The following is a 21,130-nucleotide window of genomic DNA, read 5'->3' as shown; positions in this document are numbered from 1 at the left end:
ATGACCGGGATGGCTGCGGCAGAGGGTACAATCGCCTATTTTGCCGCGACTTCGCAGAACGGCTTCAATCAGGCCACCTATGAAGGCGTTCAGGAAGTGGCTGCCGCGCGGGGGTATGAGACGGAAATCCTCGACGGTCAGTTTGACGCCGCCCTCCAGTACAGCCAGATCGAGGATGCCCTTGCTGCTGGCAAATATGTTGGCATGATCGTTGCGCCCAACGATTCAGTCGGTGTCGCAGGAGCGTTCGAACAGGTCATTGCCGAGGGCGTTCCCATCGGCACGGTCCTGTTTCCGATCGGACCGAATCTCAATTCGCTCGATCCGCAGGTTGAGGGCATCACTGTCACGGCGGCCTCCCCACCGGTTCCCGGCGCAACGGCACAAGCCGAATCCGTGGTCGACTTCTGCGCTGACAAGGACCCGTGCAATGTGGTCATCATGATCGGCGCGAAGATTTTCCCCTTCGACAATCTTCGGCTTGAAACCTTCCAGTCGGTTCTGGCCAAGCACGAGAATATCAAGGTCGTCGCCGTCGGCGAGGGCTATTACTCGCCCGATCCGAGCCTGAAGGCGATGACCGACATTCTGCAGGCCAATCCGGATGTGGATGCGGTTCTTTCCAATGCGGATCAGCACCTGGCGGGTGTGGAAATCGCGCTTGAAGCGGCAGGCATGAACCCGGCTGATCTCTACCTGTCGGGCGGCGGTGCGGCAGCCATCGCGATCTCGGCAATCCGGGAAGGCCGCTGGGATTCGACGCTGGCTTACTTCCCCAAGACCATGGGCGCCCTGGCCATGGAGCAGATCGCCAATGCGATTGAGGGCAAGCCGGTTACCCAGGCCATCAACATGGATGAGGCGGGACCGATCGAAGCCATGATCGATGCCGCTGTTCTGGAGGCCAATCCCGACTTCACCGGCGAGTGGGAACAGTAAGCAAAAGCTGAACGAGGCCGGTGGCGCGCATGTGGTGCGCGCCACCCCCAGTCAAAGGATCAGGAACAGTGAAAACCAGCTATCGCGTGTCTGCCGATATCGGCGGCACATTTACAGACATTGTCTACCAGGATGTGGCCACCGGGCGCTGCGGCGCCACCAAGGTGCTGTCCACGCCGGACAATCCGGCACTTGCCGTGCTCAAGGGTATCGATCAGGTCTTGAGCGACAACGGGGAACTTGCTTTTTTCGTGCATGGCACCACTGTCGGCCTCAACGCCCTGCTCACCCGCAAGGGCTCGAAGGTGGCCCTGGTCACCAACGAAAACTTTCGGGACATCTACACCATCCAGGGCAATGACCGCGGCGAGATCTTTTCGATCCGCTGGAACAAGCCCGAGCCGCTGGTCCCGCTGGAAAGCACTTTTACCGTAGGTGGTCGGATTGCCGCGGATGGATCCGAACTGGAGCCACTGCGCCTTTCCGATCTCGACCAACTGGTTGATGCCTGCGCGTCCGAGGCCTACGAGGCGATTGCCATTTCGCTGCTCTTCTCCTTCAACAATCCGGCCCATGAAGTGGCCGTCCGCGATTATCTGGCCGATCGTCTGCCGGATGTGCAGATCGTCATGTCGCACAAGGTCTCGCCGGAATGGCGCGAGTTCGAGCGCACCTCGACCACGGTGACCGACGCCTATCTGGCCCCCGTGGTGCGTCGCTACATCTCGACCTTGCAGGCCGAAATGGGCGATCGCCTGCCCGAGGGTGGTGCGCTGCATGTGATGGAATCGAACGGCGGCGTGATGACGGCGACAGCCGCATCCGAAAACCCGTTGCAAACCCTGCTGTCCGGTCCCGTCGGCGGCGCCATCGGCGGCAAGGCGCTGTCGGCCGCCACTGGACGCGGCAACCTGATCTGCGTTGATATGGGCGGCACCTCTTTCGATGCCTCGCTGGTCATCGACGGACTGCCGTCCACCTCCAACGAAGCCATGCTTGAAGGCCTGCCGATCCAGATGTCGGTCGTCGACATCCATGTCATCGGAGCCGGCGGCGGCTCGATCGCCTGGAAAGAGGCCGGCGCGCTGCGAGTCGGGCCGCAATCGGCCGGCTCCAAACCCGGACCGGTCTGTTACGGACTTGGCGGCACCGAGCCGGTCGTTTCCGACGCCAACCTGGTGCTCGGACGGCTCGACGGCGCCAATTTCTCGGGCGGCGAAATGACGCTCGACCGTGATGCCGCCGCGTCCGCGCTTGCTGCGCTCGGCTCGGACTTCGGCATGAACGCGGAAGAGATGGCCCAGGGCGTCATCGACATCGTCAACGCAAAGATGGCCGACGCCATCCGCACCATCACCATCCAGCGCGGCATTGACCCGCGGGAGTTTTCGCTGGTGGCCTTTGGCGGGGCCGGCCCCGCGCAGGCCGCGGCGCTGGCCGAGGAACTGGAAATCTCCGAAGTCATCATCCCCGTGCATCCCGGTGCATTCTCCGCCTGGGGAATGCTGCAGACCGATGTCCGGCACGACTTCAAGGAGACCCTCTACAGTTTCTGGGACATGATCGAGGCCCAGACAATCGAAACCGCTTTCAGCGGGCTTGAGGAAAGAGGCCGCCGCTTCCTTTCCGATGAGGGCATCACCGGTGATCGCGTGTCATTCGAGCGGGCCATCGATTTCCGTTACTACGGCCAGGAATACGTGCTGACCATACCGCTGGCGGATGGCCCGATCGATATGGACAGGATCCGCGCCGATTTCGACGCCGCCTATGAGCGCCAGTACGGTCATAACAGCCCGGAAAACCGCGTCGAGATGGCCAACATCCGCCTGGCGGCGCTGGGACGTCTCGAACGCCCCGAAAACGCGGCGCCCGAACGCGAAACGCCACGCCCCGCACGCGAACGCGAGGTCTGGTTCGCGGGACAGCCCCGCGCCACATCGATCATCGACCGCAACAGCATCGGCGACGGCGACAGCGTGAGCGGCCCTGCCATTATCGAAGAGGTTACTTCGACCACACTGCTGCCGCCCGGCTGGACGGCGCGCTTGATCGAAGGCGGCCATATGAGCCTGAGCAAGGAGGACGCGGCATGAGCATCGCAGATCCGATCACCACCGAAGTGGTTCGCAACTTCGTCATCTCCTGCGCCGAGGACATGAATGCCTCGCTCTGGCGCTCCGCCCATTCGGCGATCATCTATGAAGGCAAGGACAGCGCCGTGGCACTGATGGATGAGCATGGCAACATGCTCGGCCAGTCCACCGGCGTGCCGCTCTTCATCGGCGCCATCGATGTCTGCGTTCGCCATGTGAAGGACTATTACGAGGATGACATCCACGAAGGTGACATTTTCATCATGAACGACAGCTACATGCAGGGCACCCACCTGCATGACGTTACCGCCATCGGTCCAATCTTCCACAAGGGCGAACTGGTGGGCTTCGGTGCCGCCCGCGCCCACTGGAACGATATCGGCGCGATGGATCCGGGCAGCACCATGTCCTCGACGAACATCTACCAGGAAGGCCTGCGCCTCGGGCCGACACGGATCGTCTCGCGCGGCAAGCGTATCCGCGAATGGTACGACCATCTCAAGCTCAACACCCGGCTCGAAGGCGCCACCATCGGTGACCTTGGTGCGCAGATCGCGGCGATCCGCACCGGCGAACGGCGGCTGGGCCAGTTGCTCAGCAAGATCGGCGCCGAAACCTATCGCGCCGCCTGCCAGAACATCTTCGAGCAGGCGCGCAAGATGGATCGCGAGGCCATTGCCGCGATCAGGGACGGCACCTGGAGCCGAGAGGGCTATCTCGACAATGACGGCGTCGGCACCGAACCGGTCAAGGTCAAGCTGACCCTGACGGTCAAGGGTGAGGAGCTGATCGTTGATCTGACCGGCACCTCCGGACCTGTCGCCGGGTCGGTCAATTGCGGCGCCAGCCAGACGGAATCGCTTCTGCGGCTGGCCTACAAGACCATGATATCGCCTGACCGTGCGATCACCGGCGGCTCCTTCGAGACCATGAAGGTGATCCTGCCGGACGAGTGCATGTTCAACGCCGGTGAGCCGGCAGCTTGCGAATGGTACTTCACCGGTCTTGGTCTTCTCGCCGATCTGTTCATTTCATGTCTCTCCGAGGCGATGCCGGAACGCTCGACCGCCGCCCATTACGGCGACTCCATGGTGGTGGGATTCTTCTCGGTCGACCCCAAGCGCGGGCAATGGATCTCCATCGAGCCGACAGCAGGCGGATGGGGCGGCCGCGCCGACAGCGATGGCGAGAGTGCGTTGATCAACCTGGTCAATGGCGGCTTCCGCAATATCCCGGCCGAGGTGATGGAGACCAAGTTCCCGGTGCGCCTGGAAGAATTCTCGATCCGGCCCGACAGCGCCGGGCCGGGCAAGCACCGCGGCGGCTGCGGCGTGGTGCGGCGCTACAAGATGCTTGAGGATTGCTATGGCGCGATCTGGTTCGAGCGGTCGAAGACCCCTGCCTGGGGGCTGAACGGTGGCGGCGAGGGCAGGGGACCCGAGGTTTCGCTCAGCTTCCCCGATGGCAAGGTCGAGGATCCGCTCAAGATGCGCGCCCGGCAGTTGCCGGCCGGCACTGTCGTCGAGACCAAGACCGGTGGCGGCGGCGGCAATGGCGATCCGATGCAACGCTCCTACGCCGAGGTCGTGCGCGATGTCTCGCGCGGGTTGGTCAGCCGCGACATGGCGCTCAGCGCCTACGGCGTTGCCATCGCGGAAGACGGCAGCGTGGACCAGGCGGCCTCGGTCGCAAGATGAGCGTCGACGCGCTGCTATCGGTCCGCGGCATCGGCGTCCGGTTTGGCGATGTGGAAGTGCTCTCCGGGGTGGATCTCGATATCCGTCCCGGAGAGATCCACGGCCTGATCGGCGAGAACGGAGCCGGCAAGTCGACCCTGGGCAAGGTGCTGGGTGGGTACTACCGCGCCACATCCGGCAAGATCACGGTGGGCGGCCAGTTGCAGAGCTCGTGGGATACGCCCACGGCACTGGCCAATGGCGTCGCGATCATGCACCAGGAATTGCAGCTCGTTCCCGCTCTCACGGTGGCTCAGAACGTGTTCCTCGGGCTTGAGGAAAACGTCAACGGTATCCTGCGCGGCACCGAGGCCGCCCGGCTTGAGACACTCATGGAACAGAGCGGGCTGCGGCTAGACCCCAACGCCCGCACCTCGAGTCTGACGATCGCCGAACAACAGAAGATCGAAATCCTGCGGGCTCTGGCGCGCAAGTCCAGGGTCATCGTCATGGACGAACCGACAGCCTCGCTGTCGAAATCCGAGATCGACCAGCTGCATCGCATCATGCGCAGCCTGCGTGATGAAGGCCGCTCGGTGATCTATGTCACCCATTTTCTCAACGACATCCTCGAGGTGACTGACCGGATCACCGTCCTGCGCAACGGCGAAAAGGTTCACACCCGCGACACCGCCGGGGAAACCAGGGAGACGCTGGTTTCCGCCATGCTCGGCGGTGAAAAGATGGATACGCTTTACCCGCCCAAGTCCCGTGACCATGGCGAGGTGGTGCTTTCCGTGCGTGATCTCATCTCCCCCAACGGGACGCAGGTCGACAGGCTGGAGATCCGGGGCGGCGAGATTGTCGGCCTGGCCGGACTGGTCGGTGCCGGGCGGTCCGAAATTGCCCGTGCCATCATCGGCGCAGATCCTTCGACCGGCAGTGTCGAGGTCGCGGGAAAAGTGCTGACCCGGCGCTCCATCGCCGAGGCGACAGAGGCCGGGATCGTCATGGTTCCCGAAGACCGGCGCGGGCAGGGGCTCGTCATGTCTTTGCCGGTCAGGGCCAATATCTCCCTGCCGCATCTTCGTGCGCTGTCTTCGGGCGGGGTGATGGCAAAGGTTCGCGAACGCGCGCTGGCGCTTGGACTTATCAACCAGCTCGATGTCCGGCCTGCCATCGTCGATGGCGATGTGTCGAACTATTCCGGCGGTAATCAGCAAAAAGTCCTTATCGGCAAATGGCTTGCCGGCGATCCTCGGGTGCTCATTCTCGACGAGCCTTCGCGCGGTGTCGATGTCGGCGCGCGCGAAACAATCCATCGCGAGATCGGGCGGCTTGCAAGTCAGGGCGTGGCGATCCTCGTCATCTCGAGCGAAATCGAGGAAGTGCTGGGGCTGGCCACAAGGGTCTTCCTGGTCGACCGCGGCCGCCTCGTCGACGAGATCGATCCGGACCGGGTCAGCGAGGCCGAAGTACTTGCCGCACTCTTCAATCATCAGGGCATGGGGGACGCCGCCGAATGACCCGCGCTAAGACGCTTCATTTTCTTCAGAATTACGCGGTGCTGATCCTCATCGCCCTGTTGGTGGTCGCTCTGACGCTGCTGTCCGACAGCTTCCTGACGGGCCGCAATCTTCTCAATATCCTTAACCAGAACGCCCCCCTGGCGATCATGGCCGCGGCGATGACACTTGTCATTATCGTGGGTGGTTTCGATCTCTCGGTAGGCGCGATTTTTGCCATGGGCTCGGTGACCTCGGCCTGGCTGGCGGTCAATGTGGATCCCTATCTGGGCCTGCTGCTGGCACCGTTCGTCGGGCTTGCGCTGGGCTATGCCAACGGGCTCGCGATCACCGTGCTCAGGGTGCATTCGTTCCTTGCCACGATCGCAACCGCACTGATCTTCAAGGGCATCGCCGTCGCGGTGTCGGACGGACGGCTGATTTCGGCCAGAATCGACGACTTCACCTGGCTTGGCCGCGGCAAGTTTCTTGGCGTCTTCAACTCGGTCTGGGTGATGGTCCTGTTTGCGCTCGTGCTGACCTTTCTTCTCACCCGCACGACCTTCGGCCGCAGGGTGTTTGCAGTCGGAGGCAACGAAGAGGCGGCCATCCTCTCGGGCATCCGCACCAACCGGATCAAGATTGCGGCCTTTGCAATTGCCGGCTTTGCGGCGGGCCTCGCCTCGATCATCACCACATCGCGGGTTGCACTTGGACAGGCAACTGCGGGCGACGGGATGGAGCTTCAGGCCATCGCAGCCGTGATCCTGGGCGGCACCAGCATCTATGGCGGGCAAGGCGCGGTCTGGCGGTCGCTGGCAGGTGTTTTCCTGCTGGCGCTCGTCAACAACGGGTTCAACATCCTGGGTATTGATCCGTTCTTCCGCGATCTGACCATGGGACTGATCATCCTCGCCGCCGTCGGCATCTCCGCTCTTGGCCAACGACGATAATCGCAAGATCACAGGACCTCGAACAGCTCAAATGAAATCATGGGAGATCGGAATGCCGGAAACAAATCGCGAATGGGTCATCACGCAGTATTCCGGTATCGACGGGCTGCAACTGCGCGAATACACCCCCAAGAACGCCGGGCCGGGCGAAGTCAGGCTCAAGGTCGAGGCTTTTGCGCTGAACTGGGGTGACATGGACCTCATGCAGGGCCGCTATTCCTTCAATTTCAGCGAGCTGCCCGCGCGCGTCGGCTGCGAGGCGGTCGGTATTGTCGACCAGATCGGCGAGGGCGTGACAGGCATCGCAATCGGAGAGCGCCACTGCACGCTTCCCTATTTCTACGACATGAACGGCGCCAGCGGTGACACCGTCATCAGGGATCCGCGCTACCTCACGAAGGCGCCCGACGGAATGGACGCGGTCGAGGCCGGCTCGATCTGGATGCAGTTCATGACAGCCTATTACCCGATAGCCGAACTGGCCAAGGCTGGCCCGGGCGTCAACATCCTCGTGACCGCGGCGACCAGCACCGCTGGCCGCGCAGCGCTGGAAATAGGCAGCATGCTCGGCGCGACGATGATCGGCACATCACGATATGACCATAACCGGGACTACCTGATGGAGGGTGGTGCCAGCCATGTCTACATCGGCAATGGCGAGGGGCTGGCCGAGACCGTCAGGGAAGCGACCGGCGGGGTTGGAGTTCATGCCGTGTTTGATTCTGTCGGCGCAGGCATGATCGCGCACTACAGCCAGGCACTGGCCAAGGATGCGCAGATTTTCTTCTATGGCACGCTCGACGAGAAACTGCCTGAATTGCCGATGATGTATCTTTACCAGGCGAATGCGACCTTCAAGCCCTATTCGCTCTTCAACTACATCGAAGACGCCGCCTGGAAGAAGAAGGGTCTGGATTTCGTCTACGGCGCACTCGCGTCCGGCAAGATCCGCCCGACTGTCGATCGCGTCTTCCCGATGGAGCAGTTCCGTGAAGCGTGGGAATATCTCCGCGCTCCGCGCCACAACCACGGCAAGGTCATGATCAGGGTCTGAGCCTCGCGGTCCCGGTGCGATTTGTCGCAAATGCGTCTGATGGCTTTCGTCATCTCGGGACTAATCTGACAAGGTGGTTTTTGCCTGGTGAGAAATCTGAGCGTCGCAAAACGCCGGCCTCCACGCGCGCATCGCATTGTACCGGACGCGGTGCCCGGTTTGAGCTTGTCCTGCTCGCTTGATTGAGCCAGAACGACTGTCGGGCTGAGTTTCGGCACGCGGCAGGCGCGGAGAGCCTGCCGTTGTCGGAAGTCTGGCGGCCCGGCCGTTTGAGCCCATTTTGAAAGGGAATCGATTGGACCCGCAGGATATGATGATTGTTTCGCATCTGCCGTATGTTGATAGCAACCGCACGCGGCGGCCTCGCTTCGCAGTCTATGCAGTTCCTGCTGCCGCCGGAGACCTGTATCCAGCCTTTGCCGCCGCCAATAGGACCTTTCTGAAGCCGGGCAAAGACAGGGGACAGCGGGCGTGACTGTTCCTGCCGGATCCGAAGCCACCCTGTTTGTCCAGAATGACACCAGAGGCGATGTGCTGACCTGCCGTGAAGGACTGAGCTTCTGGGGAGGCGTGGATCCCGATACCGGTAGGATCATCGATACGCATCATCCCGACCATGGCGCAATGCTCGCCGGCAGGATCGTGTTGATGCCAACCTCCCGCGGGTCCTGCAGCGGCAGCGGCGTGCTGCTTCAACTGGCGCGCAATGGAAAGGCTCCTGCCGCGCTGGTCTTTCGTGAGGCGGAGGATATCCTCACCCTCGGCGCGATCATCTCAGCGCGCCTCTTTGATCGGCCGATCGCTGTCCTGCGTCTGCCAGCTGAAACCTACGAGGCATTGTCCCGGGCCGCCGAAGTTGAGATCAAAGGCAATACCTTGCTCTTTGCCGAACGTCAGATTGAACTGTCGCAGCCGCAAACCCGGGGACTGCGCCTCAGTGAAACGGACCGGGACCGGCTGGCGGGCAGGGACGGACCCGCGTGCCAGATTGCCATGGAAGTCCTTTGCCTGATGGCGGCAGTCCAGGGAGCACGGGACCTGATCGATGTGTCGCGGGCTCACATCGACGGCTGCATCCTGGCCCATGACGCCAATCTCGATTTCGCCGAGAAGATGGACGCGCTGGGAGCGAAGACGGTCATCCCCACCACCATCAACGCCATTTCGGTGGACCGGGAGAATTGGCAAACCCAGGGTGTGCCGGCTGATTTCGGCGCCAAGGCCAGCCGGCTTGCCGATGCCTACGTCCACATGGGCGCACGTCCGACATTTACCTGTGCGCCCTACCTGCTTGACGATGTGCCGGATGAAGATGAAGCGATCGGCTGGTCGGAATCCAACGCCGTGATCTATGCGAACTCGGTGCTCGGAGCCCGCACCCAGAAACATCCGGATTACCTCGATCTGTTCATCGCGATAACCGGGCGTGCGCCCAACACCGGGGTCTATCTTGCGGAAAACCGCAGGCCGGTCTGCGAGATCCGCGTTGCGCTGCCTGCGTCGTTCGACGATGCGCTGTGGCCGATGCTCGGATGGCTGGCCGGAGCCAAGTCCCCGGCGGGCATCCCGGTTCTGAGCGGGCTCGAGCACCTGTCTCCGACGCCCGATGACCTGAAGGCGCTGTGCGCCGCGTTCGGAACGACCTCGGCAGCGCCGATGCTGCATGTCAGGGGGCACACGCCGGAGGGCGGCCTGCCGCTGGCCGTCGATGCCCGCCTTGAGGAGATCACACCCGGCGATCTGAGGCAGCTGTGGCGAGAGTTCAATGCCGGCGGTGACAGGATTGATCTCGTCGCCATCGGCAGCCCGCATGCGTCGCTCGCCGAAACCCGGCGGTTCGCTGATCTCCTCGACGCTCAACACTGCCATGACGGTACAACGGCAATCGTCACCGTTGGCCGAAGAACACTGGCCGATATGGCGGCTGAAGGCATTCTCGACCGGCTTCAGGGAGCCGGCGTCAAGGTCATTCCGGATCTCTGCTGGTGTTCGATAACAGAACCTGTCTTTCCCGCAGAGGCATCCGTCGTCATGACCAACTCAGGCAAATATGCCCATTACGGCAAGGGCCTGACCGGACGGAACATGCGCTTTGGGAGCCTGGAAGACTGTACAAGAGCCGCCGTGACCGGGCGCGCAGGACCGGGCCTTCCTGCCTGGTTGGCATCGGATAGCTGAAGCGAAAGACACCCTGGGTTCTCCGCCGGGAGCGTTTCCGGCAAGCGGGTCAAACCTGTCGGCGCCAAGAGCTGCAAGCTTGAACAGAGTGATGCCGCCGTCAGGTCTCGACGCTCGGATAGTCCTTGTCGCGCCAGTGCTGCAGCTTGGCGGCAAATTCGCGCTGGAACGACAACGGGCCGGATTTCGCAAGGTAAGGCTCGTCGTAGATGCCGATATACATGGTCAGGTTGAGGAAGAAATGCGCACCCATTTCGAACAGCGCGACATAATCATGATCGATCAGCGCTTGTCGCTCGGCGTCGGTGAGACTGTGCACGGTGGAACGTTCGGCATCGTTGAGTTTGGGTCCGATTGACTGTTCCCATGTGGCGACGAAGGACTTCGGATCCTCGATGTAGCGCTTGAGATAATCCGGATCGCGGTCGACGGTGAACAGGAATTTGTTGACGTAGTACTTGCTCATGCTGCCTGCTCCTTCGGATACCAGGTGAAATAGGCTTCCATGGTATGGAAGAGGTCGAGATTGTCGACGTAATCGGCGCCTTCGGGCCCGGCCACACCCAGCATCAGGATGAAGTTGAGGAAGCCATGGGTGGCGTTGCCGCTCTTGGCCATGGTCTCGTGATTGACATTGGCGAGGATTGAATCGATGTCGCCCGCGCGCAGCCACTCGATGGCCTGGCGGTCGAAGTCGGGATCCGGTCCGGTTTCCATGAACTGGCGCGGCCCGCCCAGTTCGAGCGAGAGATGCCCGGTGCCGATGGCGGCAACGCGCTTGTCCGAAGGAAAGTCGTCGATTGCCTTGCGAATGGCGCGGCCAAGCTCGTAGAAGCGCTTAGGCGAATGCAGCGGCGGAGCGAAGATGTTGGTGTAGATGGGCACCACCGGCAGATCGTTTTGCGGCCGCACCGTGATGATCGGGCAGATGATCGAGTGGTCGATTTTCAATTCGTTGGAAAAGGCGAAATCGAAGTTCTGGTCCATCAGGTGCTGGTGCATGAAGCGGGACATCTCTTCGTCCCCCTCCAGCACATATTTCGGAATGCCGAATTCGCGTTCCTCGTTGTAGAAGGTGGCGTCGTAGCGTGGCGCCTTGCCGATGAGGAACTGGGGACAATTGTCGAGAAAGATCTGGTGGAAATGGTCCGAACCGATCATCACCAGAATGTCCGGCTTGGTGCGGGCCAGGGTCTCGCGATAAGCCTCGATCTTGCGTTTCCACTTGGGCGCCTGCGGCATCTGCTGTTCGGGCGGCATCGTTGTCGCCTTGAGGTAGAAGGGGTGATGGGTGGAGGCCAAAGTGGCAACGAGCTGAGCCAAGGTTCTACTCCTGTTTCAATCTTCCCGGTGGGCCCGGAGATACGGTTTTCGACTGGCGATCCCGGCGGTCGCCGGGATCGGGATTTCGACGGCCTCAGGCAAACAGGTTGCGCTCGATCTTTGCCGCCTCGAAGAGATAGTCGCGGCTTGCTTCCAGCTCTCCGCGCAGGCGGTCGATGTCGAAGCCCATCATCTGGCCTTTCCACTTCTTGACCTCGCCTGCGACCATGACCGTGTCGACATTCGTCCGCTCCATGAGCGTGACGATCGCGCCGGGCACGTTGTTGAGCGGCGCAACATTGATTGCCTCTGCATCGAGAAGGATGATGTCGGCCTCCTTGCCCGGCGTCAGCGACCCGACCTTGCGGTCGAGCTTCAGCCCCCTGGCGCCGCCCATGGTTGCCTGACGGACCGCCTCCATTGTTGTCATCAGCTCCGGGTACTCCTGTCCCGAGAGAGCCTTCTCGTTGGCAAACATCCGCTGCAAGGTCACCAGGCTGCGCATCTGGGTGAAAAAATCGGCGGTCATGGTGCATTCGACGTCGGTGGAGAGCGACATGTCCATGCCCAGATCGATGGCCTGCTGGATCGGTGGGGTGCCATGGCGCATGTGCATCTCGATGGGCACCGAGAGCGAAACATGGGCACCGGCATCCGCAGCATATTTCCAGCCGTCATCCGACATTCCGGTCATGTGAATGAAGATGTTGTCTTCGCCGAACATGCCCGCCGCACCAAGCTCGTCAAAGGTTGGCTGCATGCCGAAGGTACCAACGACATGAAGGGCAATCGGCAGGCCAAGTTCGCGTCCGATCTTCCAGGCCGCTTCATAGCCCGGAAGATAGATCTCGCCGCCCATGACCATGGTGGTCAGCTGGTCGTCGGAGGAGAAGTACTGCTGCTTGATGCGCGCGGCATCCTGCGGGTACTTGGCACGGTCGCCCCATCCTTCGAAGTAACCAAAGACGCCACGGCGTCCTGCGTCCCTGAGACCTTCGATCGCGGCGTCGGAATGTTCCGGCGAATGGTGGATCTGGCTGACGTCCATCACCGTGGTGACGCCGGCATCAAGCTGAGCGATGCCGCCGAACAGCTCGTTGATGTAGACGTCCTCGGGCCGGTAGACCATGGAGAAGCCCTGAAGAATCGTCTCGTAATAGTTGGAGGCATTCGCCGGGCGGCCATCATTGATGAGAATGCCGTTGGCGAGCTGGCTCCGCAGGGCGGTTTCAAACTGGTGGTGGTGCGTGTCGATGAAACCCGGCATCACGATCTTGCCGGCTGCATCTATCTGCACGGCATCGGGAGCATCGATGTTTGCGCCGACCTCGACAATGGTCTTGCCGTCGATCAGTACATCTCCCACGGCGAAATTGCCCACGGCATCATCGACGGACAGCACCGCGCCGCCCTTGATCAGAACCCTGCGACCCGGCGTGCCAAGGCCTTCGGGCAGCGTTGAGGCCGCAACCGTCTGGGCTTGCGCGGTTCGGGTCGACCCTAGTCCGAGCGTTGCAGCCGCGCCGCCAATGGCGCTCGCGGTGAGAAAATCCCGCCGCGTCGGACAGGGCAGTTGAGGTCTCTTCGGATCACAGAGTCTGCACATTCACTTTCCTCCCAGGTTCGTTCTTGTGTTCAGGATCCGATGATGGAAACGAGCATCGGATATCGCGTCAGGGCATTGGCAATTCTGGATGCAGTGGCGCGCAACTCGGGCAGGCGGTTGGCGACCAGGAAGTCCGCGTCAACCATGCCGGAGTAGCCGGACGTGTTGAGAGCCGCGATTGTTCGGCCATCAAGCGCCCGTATGGGGACGGCCAGAGCGGTGATGCCATAATCGAGCTGATCGACGGTGGTCGAGTAGCCATTCTTGCGCACCTGCTCGATTTCCTCTCGCAACTGCACCGGGTCGACCATCGTCTTTGATGTGAGTGGTTCGATGACCAGGCCGTCAAAGTAGCGGTCCAGTTCTGCGTCGCTCAATCCTGCAAGAAGCACTCGTCCCAATGACGTGGCGCAAGCGGGATAGCGTGCTCCCACCACGGCTGCCGCACGTCGCGCGCGCTGCACCGAGTTGTGGGCGATATAGATCACGTCGCGCTGGTCGAGTGTGCCAACCGACGACGCATCGCCGAACTTCGACACCACCTCACGCAGATGCGGTTGAAGAACCTCGTCTATCTGGGCCGAGTAGTAGAAACCGGAACTCAACGTCATGATCTTGGGGCGCAGGTGGAAGCGCTTGTTTGTCTGTCCGACATAGCCAAGCGCCATCAGCGTGATCAGGCTTCGCCGCGCAGCCGCGGGCGAATAGCCCACCTTCCTCGCGATCTCGCTCAGTGTCATTTCCGGATTGGCGGCATCGAAGCTTTCGAGAATTGCCAGTCCCTTTGCCAGGGCCTCGACGAATTCGGCGGGCTTGGCCGCCTGGCCTCCCGCAACCTTGCCTGTCGACGTCTCGGTCGTTTCTGTCGTGCGATCATCAATCATGGGTGAACGGGACCTTCCTCATTGCTGTGATGCTCCCTTCCTACGTGGTGATCGCCCGTTTTCACAGGCCTCGGCGGATGACTTGACGCAACGATAAATCAGTGCAATGTTTTCGGCAAGAGGAAATATTTTCGGCATGCGAAAAAAGGAACCGAAATGCGCATTGGAAAGCAGGATCAGGCATTCACCGCGATCGCCACATCGGATGCCGACTCGATCACGGTCCGTGGGCACGATCTGTGCGGCGATCTGATCGGAAAGATCGGTTTCACCGATTATTTCTGGCTTCTGGTGCTTGGCGAAAAACCGACAGACGCTCAACGAAAGATGCTCGATGCCTGCCTGGTCGCCATAGCCGAGCATGGCCTGGTGCCAAGTGTCCAGGCGGCGCGCATGACGCTCGCAGCCGGTCCGGAGGCCTGGCAGGGAGCGATGGCGGCTGGTCTTTTGGGAATGGGAAGTGTTGTTGCCGGCAGTTCCGAAACGGCTGGTCAGTACCTGGCCGAAGTGCTTGCCGATGCGGAAGCCAATGGCACCGATGTCGAGACAGCCGCGATCACCAGCTTGAAGTCACTCAAGCAGGCGCGCAAGAAGGTGCCGGGTCTTGGCCACCCGCAACACAATGCCGGCGACCCGCGCGCCAATCGCCTGCTCGAAATCGCGGACGAACTGGGCATCTCCGGTCGCTACATTTCCACACTGCGGACCCTTGCCGAACATGCGCCGGGCATCATCGAGCGGCCCTTGCCGATCAATGTATCCGGAGCCATTCCCGCTGCAATACTGGACGCCGGTTGGCCGCTCGAGGCTCTCAAGGCAGTTCCGTTGCTTGCCCGCACGGCCGGTCTCGCGGCTCACCTTTATGAGGAGTCCCTCCGATCGATCGGCTTCATCATGTCTCACAAGGCGGACCTGGCGATCGAGTACGACGGCACATCCGCTCCGCGTCACCCCAAGCAGGCGTAAAGGACGCAGTCATGGTCAAGATCTTGAAGAATATCCGTGTGGTTGAACTCGGCACTTACATTACCGGTCCTGCTGCCGCCATGCATCTGGGTGACCTCGGCGCCGATGTCATCAAGGTCGAGCGCCCCGGAACCGGCGATCCGTTTCGCGCTTTCAAGGGCGGCCTCTACTCTCCGCACTACCAGACCTATAACCGCAACAAGCGATCCATTGCGCTTGATACCAAGGATGCCGCAGACCTCGAGACATTCTACCAACTGATCGCCACCGCCGACGTCTTCATCCAGAATTTCCGGCCGGGCGTTGCCGAGAAGCTTGGGGTGGGCGAGGACGACCTGCGCAAGATCAATCCGCGATTGATCTATTGTGCAATCTCCGGGTTTGGCCAGTCCGGTCCGTCGAGGGATCGTCCCGCCTTCGACACCGTGGCACAGGCCGCCAGCGGATATCTCAGGCTGCTGACGCCCCCAACCAATCCGCGTGTGATCGGACCGGCGATCGCCGATGCGGTAACCGGCCAGTACGCGGCAACCGCGATACTCGCAGCGCTTCTCGAGCGGAGCAGCAGCGGCAAGGGCCGGCGCATCGACATCTCAATGCTGGAGGCGATGGCGCATTTCAACCTCGACAGTTTCACGCACTACTATTCCGAAGGCGAGATCATGGGGCCGCTTTCGCGTCCTGTCGTGTCGCAGAGCTATACCTTTGAATGCAGTGATGGAAAGTGGATTGCGATCCACATGTCGTCACCCCCCAAGTTCTGGGAGGGGTTTCTGGAGGCCACCGGAAAGCCGGAGCTGGCCGAAGATCCGCGCTTCGCCGAGCGGCTGGACAGGATCCAGCATCAGGACGACCTGATCGAGATCTTCACCCCGATCTTCAAGACTGACACTCGCGATGCCTGGTGCGCCAAGCTTCTCGCTCTCGAGGTGCCGCATGCGCCGGCCTACGATTCCAACGAGGCACTCGAGGACCCGCAGGCGCTGCATCTGCAGCTGGCGGTCGAGACCAGCCACCCTGAGATGGGGGATTCCAAGACAGTCCGGCCTCCCTACAGCTTTGATGGCGAGGCGGAGCTGCATGTGACGCCTCCGCCGACACTGGATCAGCATGGCGCTGAACTCCGTGCCGAACTGGAGGCCAGAAAGGCAGTCTGAACGCCGCAAACATAGGGGAGGAAAGCATGAGTGAAGAGGAAATGGTCACGTCTGTGCCAGCAGCCGGCGTGATGGAAGCAAGTCGGGCGATGCTGCAAAAGCAGCTCTACGCGATCTTCACCACGCCCGTGAACGGCATGGGTCCGGTCTTCGCGCATCTGGAAGAACACCTGAAGTTTCAGGTCGGCCTGGAGCGCGAAGGCGTGATGTTCGCGGCCGGTCCGATGTGGAGCGATGACGAGCAGAGCTGGGAGGGAGAGGGAATGGTCGTGGTGCGGGCAGCCTCGCGGCAGGAGGCAATCGCGATTGCCGAGCGGGACCCGATGCACACGAGCGGTGCCCGCAGTTTTCAGGTCCGTCCATGGCTCATCAATGAAGGAACACTCACGGTCCGGCTCGACTATTCCAGCCAGACTTTCACTTTGGCCTGAACCTCACTTGGGAGAGAAGCAATGAAACAGTTTATGGGAATGATGGCAGCGGGCATGATGCTGCTGCCGGGCGCCGCTTCGGCGCAGGAAGTCATCAACCTGACAGTGGCCTCCAGCCATCCGACGGTGGTTCCGTGGGTGGGCATGATCCAGACCCATTTCATGGCGCGCACGGACGAGATCCTCGCTGAAAAGGGCGATTACAAGATCGAGTGGAACGAGGCCTTTGGAGGCACGCTCTACAAGGCAAACGCGACGCTGAGTTCGGTGGAAGAAGGCATCACCGATGTCGGCTGGGTATTTTCGTTCCTCGAGGCGGCAAAGCTGCCATTGAGCCAGGTCTCCACCAACACCCCGTTCGCAACCGCCAACCCGCCGGTCCTGCTCGAGGTGATGGAGAAGCTTCTCGAAACCAACGAAGCCTTCCGTAGCGAGTGGGAAGACCACAACCTCAAGGTTCTGGGGCTGACCGCAACCGATCTCTATGACATCTACACCAAGAAGCCGCTCACCGGCATTGCCGACATCAACGGCATGAAGCTTTCCGCACCGGGCGTCCTGGGCAGCTGGCTGCGCGGAACCGGAGCCAATGCGGTCGATGGCGCGCTGACAACCTTCTACACCGACGTGCAGACCGGCGTATCCGATGGCGCGCTGACCCTCGCCCTGGGTGCAATGCCGATCAAGCTCTACGAAGTCGCTCCCTACATCAACCGCTTTGATGTCGGCGCAGCTTTCTCGGGCGCGGTGGCAATCAACAATGACACCTGGGAAACCCTTCCCGAAGAGGTGCAGGCGGCAATGATCGAGGCCGGCAAGCACTACACCAGGTCTCACGGTCAGGACATGGTCGACCGCCATGAATTGATGCTCGACCTGATGGTCAAGAACGGTGCTGAACAGTCGCCGCCGGTCACGATCGTGCCGATGCCGGCCGGTGAGCGCCAGAAATGGGTCGACATGCTTCCCGATCTTGCCGGCGAATGGGCCGCCAGCGTCGATGCGCAGGGAGGCCAGGGGACCGCGTTTCTCGCCGAATACATGAATGCCCTGCGGGACGCCGGTGAAGTGCCTGCCCGTGACTGGGACAAGTAAGCAAGGCTCAGGGCGGGATCATGCCGGCAGATCATGAAAACACGCACGATCCCGTTCGACCGCAGCGTAAAGGCGCTGCGGTCAGCCGGGCCTGGCAATGGCTGGTCGAGGGCTTCGCCGCGCTCGGGACAGTACTGATCGGAGTGCTGATGGTCATCATCTGTGCTGACATCGTCGCCCGCAACCTGTTGGGGGCATCGTTGCCCCTGGTGTCCGAGCTCGGCGCTCTGCTGCTGGTGATGATTGTCAGCCTGCAGCTCGCCACGACGATCCGTGCCGAACGTCTTGCGCGCACCGATCTGTTCTTCGTCGGTTTGAAGGCGTCGCGCCCGAGAATCGCGGCGCTGCTTTCGGCCTTCTTCAATCTGGTCGGAGCCATCATCATCGGCCTCATCGCCTACGCGTCGATCCGCATTCTTGGCAAGGACTGGGCGTCCGGTGACTACATCGGAATCATTGGCATCGCGACTTTGCCGACATGGCCGTTTCGCGCCCTGATTCTTGCCGGCATGACGATTGCCGCCCTCGAATTCATCGTTCGGATGATCTCCGACCTCCGAATAGCCGCGACACAAGAGGCAAGGTCATGAGCCCAATTGAAATCGGCGCACTGGCAACGCTTGGCCTGTTGGTTCTCATCTATCTTGGCATGCCCATCGGTATTGGCATGCTCACGGTTTCCTTTCTCGGTGTTGCCGCAATCCGCGGCGATGTCGTCTCGCTGCGGATGATGGGACAGGTCGCAAACGACTCCTTGCGCGAGTATCTCTTCGCCGTGGTTCCCCTGTTTGTCCTCATGGGATTGCTGGTGACCGTGTCGAAGGTGGGCAAGGACACGTTTGATGTCTTCCAGCAGTTACTCGGACGTGTGACCGCGGGTTTGGGGATAGCGACTGTCTTCGCCAATGCGGTGTTTGCGGCCATAACCGGCATATCGATTGCTTCCGCCACAGTCTTCAGCCGCGTTGCTGTGCCGGAGATGAAACGTCACGGCTACACCCGCAAATTTGCCACGGGTGTCGTCGCCGGGTCCTCGGTGCTGGGCATGCTGATCCCGCCCTCGCTATTGATGATCGTCTATGCGGTGCTGGCCGAGGAATCGGTCGGCCGCATGTTCCTCGCAGGGGTCGGTCCGGGCATTCTTCTGGCCGTCGCCTTTTCCATCACCATCGTCTTGCTTGCCCGGTTTCGCCGCGATTTTGTCTTCACCGGGGCCGAAACAGGCTCGTCTGATGAGGTGATGAGCGGGCTCGGCATAGCACGCAAGTCGCTGCCCATTCTGTCATTGATGCTGGTGGTGCTCGGCGGTCTGTATGGCGGCTTTCTCAACCCAACGGAAGCCGGTGCAGCCGGTGCGCTTGGCGCTCTCGTCATCGCTTTGATGCGGCGCTCTCTGGATCCTAAGTCATTCTGGCGGCTTTTGCTGGAGGCAGGGCAGATCACGGTCTCGGTCCTGTTCCTGATCATGGCGGCAACCTTTTTCAGCCGCATGCTGGCGCTCTCGGGCGTACCGAATGCGCTGGCCGAAGTTCTGCTGGAAGGCTCGATAGGGCCCTATGGCTTTCTGCTGATCTACCTGCTGCTGATCATTGCGCTTGGGTGCCTGATCGATTCCATCTCGATCATGCTGATCCTTCTGCCAATTGCGCTGCCCATCGCCGAAGCCGCGGGCTTCGATCTGGTTTGGTTCGGTGTCCTGACGGTGGTTGCGGTGGAGGTTGGATTGCTCACCCCGCCCTTCGGGCTCTCGGTCTACATCATCAAGTCGGCAATGGACGATCCCGATCTCAAGGTCGGCGAGATCTTCCGCGGGACGCTGCCCTTTGTCGGCGCCATGCTGGTATCGATCGCTCTCATCGTCGTCTTTCCGCAAATCGCCACATGGCTGGCGCGTCTTTGATCAGGTGATTTCATGACACAGCTTCTTTTCATCCCCGGCAGCCTGCGGGAGGCATCTTCCTCTCGCGCCACGGTGCGGGCGCTGGTCAAGCGTCTTGATCAGGATGTCACATGCCGTGTCGCGGATCCCGGCCGGCTTCCTCATTACAATGCGGATCTCGGCCAGGATCCCGCGGTTGAAGGCTTCGTTGCGGAGGTGGCGGCGGCCGACGGCGTCGTTTTTGTCACGCCCGAGTACAATTACAGCGTTCCCGGTGTGCTCAAGAACGCCATCGACTGGGCATCGCGGCCTGCCTACAATTCCGTTTTCAAGGACAAGCCCTTCTTCATCATCAGCGTTTCCGGCGGAGCGCTCGGCGGCGTGCGGGCTCAGGCGCATCTGAAGTACATTCTCAACGGCATGCTGGCCAGACCGTTTGCCTGCCAGGAGATCGTCATCCCGCAGGCCAATGCCAAGATTACCGACGGGCATCTCACCGACGAAGCCATCCTTGATTTTGCCGAACTGAATATGCGCGCCTTTGTCTCAAGCTTCTGAGATCAAGGCCATCGGCGAGTCCATTCGGCTGCAAATGATCCCGGCACCCGCGATGAAAACAGGGGCAGCCTATCTCGACATCCAGCCGCCATCGGCCGGCAGGATCGTGCCGTGCACAAATCTCGCCAGGTCGCTGCACAAGAAGGCAACCGGTTCGGCGATTTCTTCAGCCGTTCCCCAACGGCCAACGGGAATGCGTTCCATGAGAGAACGCGTGCGATCCGGATCAGCCTGAAGAGCTGCAGTGTTGTCGGTGGCGATGTAGCCCGGCGCTATGCCGTTCACGTTGATGCCCCTGGCCGCCCATTCGTTGGAAAAAGCGCGAACCAGTTGAGCGATGGCACCCTTGCTGGCGGCATAGCCAGGGACGTTGATGCCACCCTGAAAACTCAGAACCGAGGCAACAAACACGATTTTCCCGGTCCCCTGTTTGAGCATGGAGCGACCCAGCGCCTGTGTCAGGATGAAGGGAGCATCGGTATTGACAGCCTGCACATGATCCCAGTCTTCAAGGGAGTGCTCCGCCGCCGGCGCGCGCCTGATGGTGCCGGCATTGTTGACCAGAATGGAGATGTCGCCACGGTTTTCCATTGTTTCGGCAAAGGCGATTGTGGCGTCCCGGTCGGAGAAATCGCACTGGCAAGCCGTAAAGCTTCGACCAGCGGCATGAACCGCCTTCTCCGCATTGCTGCCCTGTGCTTCCAGGGATGCGCTGGTGCCGATGATGTCTGCGCCCGCTTCGGCCAACGTCTTGCAGATCGCCAGGCCAATGCCGCGTTTGCATCCGGTCACGAGGGCGGTCTGGCCGGAAAGATCTATTGTCATGCCCA

General features: G+C 61.3%; 19 protein-coding genes. 14 read left to right on the top strand and 5 right to left on the bottom strand.

All coding sequences use genetic code 11. The annotated features are described in order from the left end of the window. Nucleotides 1-9: 9 nt before the first annotated feature. The 7 genes from GTW23_RS20610 (at nucleotide 10) to lhpI (ending at nucleotide 10,401) form a co-directional block, all read left to right on the top strand. Nucleotides 10-939, top strand: coding sequence for a sugar ABC transporter substrate-binding protein (locus GTW23_RS20610; RefSeq protein WP_252917305.1), 930 nt, complete (start codon nucleotides 10-12; stop codon nucleotides 937-939). Nucleotides 940-1,007: 68 nt separating this feature from the next. Further along, nucleotides 1,008-3,035 (top strand): hydantoinase/oxoprolinase family protein, encoded by a 2,028-nt coding sequence (locus GTW23_RS20605; RefSeq protein ID WP_252917303.1) that lies wholly within the window; start codon nucleotides 1,008-1,010, stop codon nucleotides 3,033-3,035. Further along, entirely contained in the window at nucleotides 3,032-4,732 is a 1,701-nt protein-coding gene (locus GTW23_RS20600) for a hydantoinase B/oxoprolinase family protein (RefSeq protein ID WP_252917302.1), read from the top strand. Before GTW23_RS20605 ends, GTW23_RS20600 begins: the two co-directional genes overlap by 4 nt. Next, entirely contained in the window at nucleotides 4,729-6,237 is a 1,509-nt protein-coding gene (locus tag GTW23_RS20595; RefSeq protein WP_252917300.1) for a sugar ABC transporter ATP-binding protein, read from the top strand. Before GTW23_RS20600 ends, GTW23_RS20595 begins: the two co-directional genes overlap by 4 nt. After that, entirely contained in the window at nucleotides 6,234-7,169 is a 936-nt protein-coding gene (locus tag GTW23_RS20590; protein WP_152009962.1) for an ABC transporter permease, read from the top strand. Before GTW23_RS20595 ends, GTW23_RS20590 begins: the two co-directional genes overlap by 4 nt. Nucleotides 7,170-7,221: 52 nt before the next feature. Next, nucleotides 7,222-8,223: a zinc-binding dehydrogenase gene (locus GTW23_RS20585; RefSeq protein ID WP_252917294.1), complete on the top strand. Its 1,002-nt coding sequence runs from the start codon at nucleotides 7,222-7,224 to the stop codon at nucleotides 8,221-8,223. 471 nt (nucleotides 8,224-8,694) lie between these two features. After that, on the top strand, nucleotides 8,695-10,401 hold the full coding sequence (gene lhpI / locus GTW23_RS20580; protein ID WP_252917293.1) for a cis-3-hydroxy-L-proline dehydratase: 1,707 nt from the start codon (nucleotides 8,695-8,697) through the stop codon (nucleotides 10,399-10,401). Nucleotides 10,402-10,501: 100 nt separating this feature from the next. On the opposite strand, the gene GTW23_RS20575 is transcribed toward lhpI, so the two are convergent. The 4 genes from GTW23_RS20575 to GTW23_RS20560 form a co-directional block, all read right to left on the bottom strand. Further along, nucleotides 10,502-10,867, bottom strand: coding sequence for a hypothetical protein (locus GTW23_RS20575; protein ID WP_252917291.1), 366 nt, complete (start codon nucleotides 10,865-10,867; stop codon nucleotides 10,502-10,504). Beyond that, nucleotides 10,864-11,724: a DODA-type extradiol aromatic ring-opening family dioxygenase gene (locus GTW23_RS20570; RefSeq protein ID WP_252917290.1), complete on the bottom strand. Its 861-nt coding sequence runs from the start codon at nucleotides 11,722-11,724 to the stop codon at nucleotides 10,864-10,866. Before GTW23_RS20570 ends, GTW23_RS20575 begins: the two co-directional genes overlap by 4 nt. Before the next feature lie 94 nt (nucleotides 11,725-11,818). Further along, nucleotides 11,819-13,330: an amidohydrolase family protein gene (locus GTW23_RS20565; protein WP_252917288.1), complete on the bottom strand. Its 1,512-nt coding sequence runs from the start codon at nucleotides 13,328-13,330 to the stop codon at nucleotides 11,819-11,821. 29 nt (nucleotides 13,331-13,359) lie between these two features. After that, entirely contained in the window at nucleotides 13,360-14,214 is an 855-nt protein-coding gene (locus tag GTW23_RS20560; RefSeq protein ID WP_152009956.1) for an IclR family transcriptional regulator domain-containing protein, read from the bottom strand. A gap of 156 nt (nucleotides 14,215-14,370) precedes the next feature. Here GTW23_RS20560 and GTW23_RS20555 point away from each other — a divergent pair, with 156 nt between their 5' ends. From GTW23_RS20555 to GTW23_RS20525, 7 genes are read left to right on the top strand one after another with little or no spacing between them, the layout of a single operon-like run. After that, entirely contained in the window at nucleotides 14,371-15,180 is an 810-nt protein-coding gene (locus tag GTW23_RS20555; RefSeq protein WP_252917281.1) for a citryl-CoA lyase, read from the top strand. A gap of 11 nt (nucleotides 15,181-15,191) precedes the next feature. Further along, nucleotides 15,192-16,337: a CaiB/BaiF CoA transferase family protein gene (locus tag GTW23_RS20550; protein WP_252917280.1), complete on the top strand. Its 1,146-nt coding sequence runs from the start codon at nucleotides 15,192-15,194 to the stop codon at nucleotides 16,335-16,337. A gap of 26 nt (nucleotides 16,338-16,363) precedes the next feature. After that, a complete protein-coding gene (locus GTW23_RS20545) occupies nucleotides 16,364-16,768 on the top strand; it encodes a YciI family protein (RefSeq protein WP_252917279.1) in 405 nt (134 codons plus the stop codon). Between the two features lie 21 nt (nucleotides 16,769-16,789). Next, complete coding sequence (locus GTW23_RS20540) at nucleotides 16,790-17,863, top strand: C4-dicarboxylate TRAP transporter substrate-binding protein (protein ID WP_152009952.1); 1,074 nt, start codon at nucleotides 16,790-16,792, stop codon at nucleotides 17,861-17,863. A 20-nt stretch (nucleotides 17,864-17,883) separates the two neighbouring features. Continuing rightward, a complete protein-coding gene (locus tag GTW23_RS20535; RefSeq protein WP_152009951.1) occupies nucleotides 17,884-18,453 on the top strand; it encodes a TRAP transporter small permease subunit in 570 nt (189 codons plus the stop codon). After that, entirely contained in the window at nucleotides 18,450-19,763 is a 1,314-nt protein-coding gene (locus tag GTW23_RS20530; RefSeq protein ID WP_252917277.1) for a TRAP transporter large permease, read from the top strand. Before GTW23_RS20535 ends, GTW23_RS20530 begins: the two co-directional genes overlap by 4 nt. 12 nt (nucleotides 19,764-19,775) lie before the next feature. Continuing rightward, nucleotides 19,776-20,300 carry an NADPH-dependent FMN reductase gene (locus GTW23_RS20525; RefSeq protein WP_252917275.1) on the top strand — a complete coding sequence of 175 codons (525 nt, stop codon included), beginning with the start codon at nucleotides 19,776-19,778 and terminating at the stop codon, nucleotides 20,298-20,300. Between the two features lie 69 nt (nucleotides 20,301-20,369). Here GTW23_RS20525 and GTW23_RS20520 read toward each other — a convergent pair whose 3' ends face one another. After that, nucleotides 20,370-21,125, bottom strand: coding sequence for an SDR family oxidoreductase (locus tag GTW23_RS20520; RefSeq protein WP_290129054.1), 756 nt, complete (start codon nucleotides 21,123-21,125; stop codon nucleotides 20,370-20,372). Nucleotides 21,126-21,130: the final 5 nt, after the last annotated feature.

Source organism: Parahoeflea alexandrii (assembly GCF_024105735.1).
GTDB classification, from domain to species: domain Bacteria; phylum Pseudomonadota; class Alphaproteobacteria; order Rhizobiales; family Rhizobiaceae; genus Hoeflea; species Hoeflea alexandrii.
Note: the sequence above shows the minus strand (reverse complement) of the source record. Positions and strands in the feature narration are given on the sequence as shown.